Source organism: Corynebacterium sp. HMSC06C06 (genome assembly GCF_001807295.1).
Lineage (GTDB): Bacteria > Actinomycetota > Actinomycetes > Mycobacteriales > Mycobacteriaceae > Corynebacterium > Corynebacterium striatum.
This window is the reverse complement of the sequence record NZ_KV788497.1, coordinates 58,336-64,718: the sequence shown is the minus strand read 5'-3', so window position 1 is coordinate 64,718 and position 6,383 is coordinate 58,336. Positions and strand designations below refer to the sequence as shown.

General features: G+C 59.7%; 4 protein-coding genes. 1 reads left to right on the top strand and 3 read right to left on the bottom strand.

The genetic code is table 11. The features are described from left to right. Positions 1 to 125: 125 nt before the first annotated feature. Together HMPREF3153_RS07725 and dnaE are read right to left on the bottom strand one after the other, a co-directional pair. Positions 126 to 1,328, bottom strand: a complete 1,203-nt coding sequence (locus tag HMPREF3153_RS07725) for a cobalamin-independent methionine synthase II family protein (RefSeq protein ID WP_070420499.1) — start codon at positions 1,326 to 1,328, stop codon at positions 126 to 128. A 226-nt stretch (positions 1,329 to 1,554) separates the two neighbouring features. Beyond that, a complete protein-coding gene (dnaE, locus tag HMPREF3153_RS07720) occupies positions 1,555 to 5,127 on the bottom strand; it encodes a DNA polymerase III subunit alpha (RefSeq protein ID WP_005528756.1) in 3,573 nt (1,190 codons plus the stop codon). 107 nt (positions 5,128 to 5,234) lie between these two features. Between dnaE and rarD the strand changes: the two genes are divergently transcribed. Beyond that, positions 5,235 to 6,122, top strand: a complete 888-nt coding sequence (rarD, locus tag HMPREF3153_RS07715; RefSeq protein WP_046645236.1) for an EamA family transporter RarD — start codon at positions 5,235 to 5,237, stop codon at positions 6,120 to 6,122. Here rarD and HMPREF3153_RS07710 read toward each other — a convergent pair. Further along, positions 6,119 to 6,382, bottom strand: coding sequence for a hypothetical protein (locus tag HMPREF3153_RS07710; RefSeq protein ID WP_046645235.1), 264 nt, complete (start codon positions 6,380 to 6,382; stop codon positions 6,119 to 6,121). The genes rarD and HMPREF3153_RS07710 overlap by 4 nt on opposite strands. Between the last annotated feature and the right edge of the window lies 1 nt (position 6,383).

Here is a 6,383-nt window from a genome sequence, read left to right as displayed (position 1 = left end):
TAGAAGTGGTGCAACGACGGTCTGAACCCAAGATACCCCTTAAAACACAAAAGCAGCACGTGTCCCTCCCGTAAGGAGAAGGGTACGTGCTGCTTCTGCATTCCCGGCAACAGCCAGGGCGCGTACTAGAACAGCTCCTTGGTAGCGATTTCGGCGCCGTCGACAAGCGACTGCAACTTCGCCCACGCAATCTGGTAGTGCAGACGCCCGCCCAGGCCGCAGTCCGTGGAGGCCACGACGTTCTCCGGGCCTACGAGCTCAGCGAACTTGATGATGCGATCGGCCACAAGCTGCGGGTGCTCCACTGCGTTGGTAGAGTGCGAGACCACGCCTGGGTAGATGACGGTGCCCTCTGGCAGCTTGTGGCCCTGCCACACGCGCCACTCATGAGCGTGACGCGGCGAGGCCCCCTCGAAGGAGAAGCCGCCGACCTTCGCCTGCAGAATCTCCTCGATGATGTCACCGAAAGGAATGTCGGTCACATGCGGGCCGTGCCAGGAGCCCCAGCAGATGTGGAGGCGGGTCTGCTCGCGCGGGATGTCTTTGATGGACTCGTTAAGGATCTCAATGCGCTCATGCAAGAAGGCCTGGAAGTCCTTCACGGTCGGCTCTGGGACCACACTGTCCCATGCCTCGGCCAAGTCCGGGGCGTCGAACTGCACGGTCAGACCCGCATCGGTGATGGTCTTGTACTCCGACTTCAGCGCCTCGCCACAAGCTCGAACGAGGTCAGAGTCCTCCTCGTAGTACTTGTTAGGCAGGCGCGCGGCAGATCCCGGGGAAAGGGCCGCAACGAAGCCATCCTTCGCTCCAGCCTTGTCCATTGCGTTCTTGAGCAGCTTCACGTCCGCATCGACCTGGTCCTGGCCGATGTAGGTAACCGGGCCGGTGAACTCTGGGTTCGCAACCTTCTTGCGGCCGGTGAAGATGCCGGAATCTGGATCATTGTAGGCGTCGGCAAAGAGGGCGCGGTCGCGGCGGTCCTTCATGGAGGACAAGCGAATCTTGCCCGGCTCAGAGCGAATCTTGTCACCGATCTCCCAGCGGTCCTTATCGGTCATGGTCAGGCCACCCAGACGGGTGAAGGAGTAGTTCCACCATGCGCCGTAGTCCACCGCGCCGGAGGTGATGTGGCCGTACTCGCCTTCGTTGAGGATGTCGATGCCCATGTCGACCTGACGCTTGACCACGTCGTCGACGGAGCGATCCAGAATCTCGTGGAACTTCTCATCGGAGATGGTTCCTGCGGAGCGCTCCAGGTTCGCTTCTAGCAGTTCCTTGGTGCGTGGCAGGGAGCCAACGTGGGTAGTGCGAATCTTATTGACCATGAGCGTTTGGGCCTCCAGTGTCGATGTTGCTTTGTCGATATTTTTCTAGACTATGCGGTCTAGAATAGCCGACACAGCTTGCCCACAAATGGCATTCCGGGAATTAAATTCAAAAATTCAAACCCGCAGCTCAAGGGGTGCAAATAAAAGAAAATCGTACCCATTAGGCTATTTTTGCCCAATAGGTACAATCTTTCAATAGTCAGAGCGGTCTATCCACAAGGTCCTACCCGAGAATTCCGGCTCCCATCGTCGCCTTCAAGTCACCCATGAGATTGCCGGAGCGTTCCACGCGCAAATGCTCGCCCAAGACCATCATCGTGGACTCCGCGCCGTCGACAAGCGTGAGATAAACATCTGACTCACCCTTGTTGTTGACCAGCACTTGCTTGAGCTTCGCAATATTTTCCATCGTGCACTGGTCCGTGCGCATGGTAAGCCGCAGCGGCAGACCCGCTCCCCCGCCCGGGCCCAAATCCGGAACACGAATGTCGGAACAGAACAGGGACATGCGCTCATCGCGAATCTTCACCTGCACCTTGGCCAGGATGATGTTATCCTCGGCAATCTGCGGCGCCACCAGGGAATAAACCTGGTTGAACACCAAGATATCCACCTGGGCGCCGTTATGGTCTTCCATGTTCACAATGGCCCACGGGGAGCCATCACGCTTGGAGAAGCGGCGGTCCACGCCCGAGATGATGCCACCGATAACCAGCTCTTGGCCGTTGTAGACCTCGCCCGAGAGAATCTTCGGCAGCGGCGTATCGGTCTGCGCCTCAAGGGCCTCCTCGAAACCATCCAGCGGGTGACCGGAAACGTAAAGGCCAAGCATCTCACGCTCGAGAGCCAGCTCATGCTTGCGGTCCCAATTCTCGTCAGGGATATCGATGGCAAACGCCGAAGCAACCTCCGCCTGCTCCTCACCGCCAAAGCCGGCGAAGAGATCGAACTGCCCCTTGTCCGCCGCCTTCTTCGTCGTCTGCACGGCATCGACTGCATCCTCATGGATGAGCATCAAGCCTTTGCGTGGGTGCTCCATGGAATCGAAGGCGCCGGCCTTGATGAGCGACTCCGTGACGCGCTTGGTGCAGGCGGTGAGCTCAATCTTGTCGAGGTAGTCCGAGAACGACGTGTACGCGCCCTTTTCCTTGCGCGTCTTAACGATGGACTCCACCACTTCCGAGCCCACGTTGCGGATAGCGCCCATGCCGAAACGGATGTCCTCGCCAACTGCCTGGAAGTTTTCCACCGACTCGTTGACGTCCGGCGACAAAACGTGGATGCCCAGGTGGCGGCAGTCGGACAGGTAGATAGCCGACTTATCCTTCTTGTCACCCACCGAGGTCAGCAGCGCTGCCATGTACTCCGGCGCGTAGTAGGCCTTGAGGTAGGCCGTCCAGAAGGAGACCAGGCCGTAGCCTGCGGCGTGGGACTTGTTAAACGCGTAGGAAGCGAAGGGCTCAATCGTGCCCCACAGCGCATCCATGGCGTCCTTGGAGTAGCCGTTTTCCTGCATGCCGCCCCAGAACTTGTCGTACTGCTGGGCCAGGACTTCCGGCTTCTTCTTACCCATGGCCTTGCGGAAGCCATCTGCCTCACCAGCGGTGTAATTGGCCACCTTCTGGGAGATACGCATGATCTGCTCCTGATACACGATAAGACCGTAGGTCTCATCGAGGATCTCACGCAGTGGCTCCTCCAACTCTGGGTGAATAGGCGTGATCTCCTTGCGCCCGTTCTTGCGGTCTGCGTAATCCCAGTGGGCATTTACGCCCATCGGGCCCGGACGATACAGTGCCAGCGACGCAACAATGTCCTTAAAGCCCGTCGGCTTCATGCGCTTGAGCAGCTCCTGCATACCGCCGGAGTCGAGCTGGAACACGCCCAGGGTCTCGCCGCGGGAAAGCAGCTCGTATACCTTCGACACGTTGGGGTCGTCGGCGTGGATTTCCTCCAGGTGGATTTCCTCGCCGCGGTTCTTCTTAATGTTTTCCAGGCAATCGCCGATGACGGTGAGGTTTCGCAGACCCAGGAAGTCCATCTTCAGCAGGCCGATGGCCTCACATGCCGGGTAATCCCAGCCGGTGATGTACGCGCCGTCGGCTGGGCGCTGCCACATCGGAATGTGGTCCATCAGGCGCACGGACGCCATAATCACCGCACACGCGTGCACGCCCGCCTGCCTGACGACGCCCTCGAGACCACGCGCCGTCTCATAAATCTTCTTGACGTCCGGGTCCGTCTCAATCATCTGGCGAACCTCGGTGGCCTCCGAGTAGCGCTCGTGTTCCGGGTCCATGATGCCCGCCAGCGGGATATCCTTCGCCATGATGGCGGGCGGCAGCGCGCCGTTGATGCGGTCAGCCATTTGGAAACCCGGCTGGCCAAAGTGCACCTTCGCGGAGTCCTTAATGGCCTGCTTGGTCTTCACAGTGCCGAAGGTAATCACCTGCGCCACCTTATCCTCGCCCCAGCGATCAGCGGCGTACTGAATCATCTCGCCACGACGGCGGTCGTCGAAGTCGATATCAATATCCGGTGCGGATGGACGCTCCGGGTTGAGGAATCGCTCGAAGAGGAGGTCGTGTTCGATGGGGTCAATGTTGGTGATGGTAAGCGCGTAAGCCACCAGCGCGCCTGCCGCGGAACCACGCCCCGGCCCCACGCGAATGCCCACGGATCGCGCATGCTTGATGAGCTCGGCCACGATGAGGAAGTAGGAAGGATAGCCCTTCATGTCGATGACGCTGATTTCATACTCAGCGCGCTTCACGTACTCCTCCGGCACTTCCTTGCCTGGGAAGCGATCCTGCAGGCCCTCCATCACCTCGTGGGTCAGCCAAGAAGTTGGCGTGTGGCCTTCCGGCACGTCCGCAATCGGCATGCGGTCGTGGGTATGCTCCTCCCAAATCTCGCCGTAGTCCTGTACGCGTTCGGCAATCCATAGGGTGTTGTCGCAGCCGTCTGGAATCATGTCATCCCAGATTTCGCGCATCTGCGCAGCGGACTTGATGTAGTAGCCGGTGCCGTCGAACTTGAAGCGATCCGGGTCCATGAAGGTCTTGCCGGTCTGCACGCACAACATTGCCTCATGCGAGGGCGCCTGGCTTTCCAGCACGTAGTGGCAGTCATTGGTCACCAGCGGCGGCAGGTCCAGCTTACGACCGATTTCTAGCAGCCCATCGCGCGTGCGCTTTTCGATGTCGAGCCCGTGGTCCATGAGCTCCAAGAAGAAGTTGTCTTTGCCGTAGATGTCCTGCCACATCGCTGCGGCCTCGAGGGCCTCGTCGAACTGACCTAGGCGCAGACGAGTCTGGACGTCGCCCGAGGGGCAACCGGTGGTGGCGATGATGCCTTCTGCATGCTCTGCGATGAGCTCGGCATCCATACGTGGCCACTTGCCCAGCTGGCCCTCGTAGGAGGCCAGCGAGGAGAGCTTGAAGAGGTTCTTGAGACCCGTCGCGTTTTCCGCCAGCATGGTTTGGTGCAGATAAGCACCCGATGCGGAAACGTCGTCTCGCTTTTGATCAGGAGTACCCCACAGCACGCGCTTTTTGTTAAAGCGTGATTCCGGCGCCATGTAGGCCTCGATGCCGATAATCGGCTTCACGCCGGCGCTGGTCATCTTCTTGTAGAACGCGTTGGAACCGTACATGTTGCCGTGGTCCGTCATGCCCACGGCCGGCATCTCCTGGCGCACCACCTCATCTGCCAACATGTCCACCTTGGCCATGCCGTCCAGCATGGAAAACTCGGTGTGATTATGAAGGTGAACAAAGGATGAGTTTTTCGCCATGCGGACAGTCTAGCGGGCGCGTCAAACCCCGCCATCAGCCCTGCGCACCGCACCCGACTGATAGGAATTGTTTCCCACGATATGGCGAAGGAGTACATTGTCTCTCGATGATTTACACCGTTGCCGCCTATCTCATGTGGGGCTTCTTCCCCGCCTTCTTCCCGCTTCTGCTGCCCGCCGGACCTTTTGAGATCCTCGCGCATCGCATCGTATGGACGGCTGTCCTCGTCACCGGCTTCCTCCTCATCTCGGGCGGCTGGCGGGAGCTGCGAGCTTTCAGCGCGCGCACGTGGGCCTGGATGCTGGCCTGCGGCGTGGCCATCACCATCAACTGGGGCACGTACGTTATCGCCATCAACACCGGGCACGTGGCCGACGCGGCACTCGGCTACTTCATCAACCCGCTGGTCTCGGTGGCTTTGGGCATCATCTTCCTGAAGGAATCGCTCAACAAGGCACAGGCGGCGTCGGTTGGCGTGGCATTCATCGCCGTACTTTGGCTGACCTTCATGACCGGCCAAGCCCCGTACATTTCCTTGGCGCTCGCGGGTAGCTTCGGCATCTACGGCCTGATGAAGAAGCAGCTCAGCGTCTCCTCCACCGGTTCCGTGGCCGCAGAAACCATCGTGATGCTGCCAGTGGCCATCGGCTACCTCACGTGGCTGAGCATCCGCGGCGAATCCACGTTTACAACCGAAGGCCCCATGCACATCGTGTTGCTCGTCGCTTCCGGCCTAGTCACCGCGCTACCGCTTTTGTGCTTCGCCAAGGGCGCCAAGCAACTGCCTCTGGCCACGGTGGGCATGCTGCAATACATGACCCCCATCATGCAGATGCTGTGGGCACTATTCGTCACTCACGAGCACATGTCCACGCAGCGTTGGATTGGCTTCGGCATCATTTGGGTCGCGGTCGTTATCTACCTAGCAGACCTCGCCCGCATGCACCGCGCCTCCCGCCGCGCCAAGCGCTTGCACACCATCAGCGAGGATTAACGCAGCTCGCGGCGGGCTTCCTTCGCTTTCCGACGCCGCTCCTGTTCCTCCTCGGCATTCAACGCCCAGCGTGGCATTAGCACCACCATCGCGGCGCTATAGAGCACCACGAACCCGGCAACCCCAATGGACAGCGCCTCCCCGCCCCTGGCGATCTGGAGGAAAAGTACCACGAGGCCAATGACAAGGCCCGCCCACACCAAGATGTAGCCGAAGCGATAGTTGGGCATCCAAGTGCTGGTATCGGCAAAAATCTTCATG

Excerpts from the sequence above, each read along its gene's own strand:
- HMPREF3153_RS07725 (WP_070420499.1), bottom strand. The coding sequence starts at position 1,328 with ATGGTCAATAAGATTCGCACTACCCACGTTGGCTCCCTGCCACGCACC.
- rarD (WP_046645236.1), top strand. The coding sequence starts at position 5,235 with ATGATTTACACCGTTGCCGCCTATCTCATGTGGGGCTTCTTCCCCGCC.
- dnaE (WP_005528756.1), bottom strand. The coding sequence starts at position 5,127 with ATGGCGAAAAACTCATCCTTTGTTCACCTTCATAATCACACCGAGTTT.
- HMPREF3153_RS07710 (WP_046645235.1), bottom strand. The coding sequence starts at position 6,382 with ATGAAGATTTTTGCCGATACCAGCACTTGGATGCCCAACTATCGCTTC.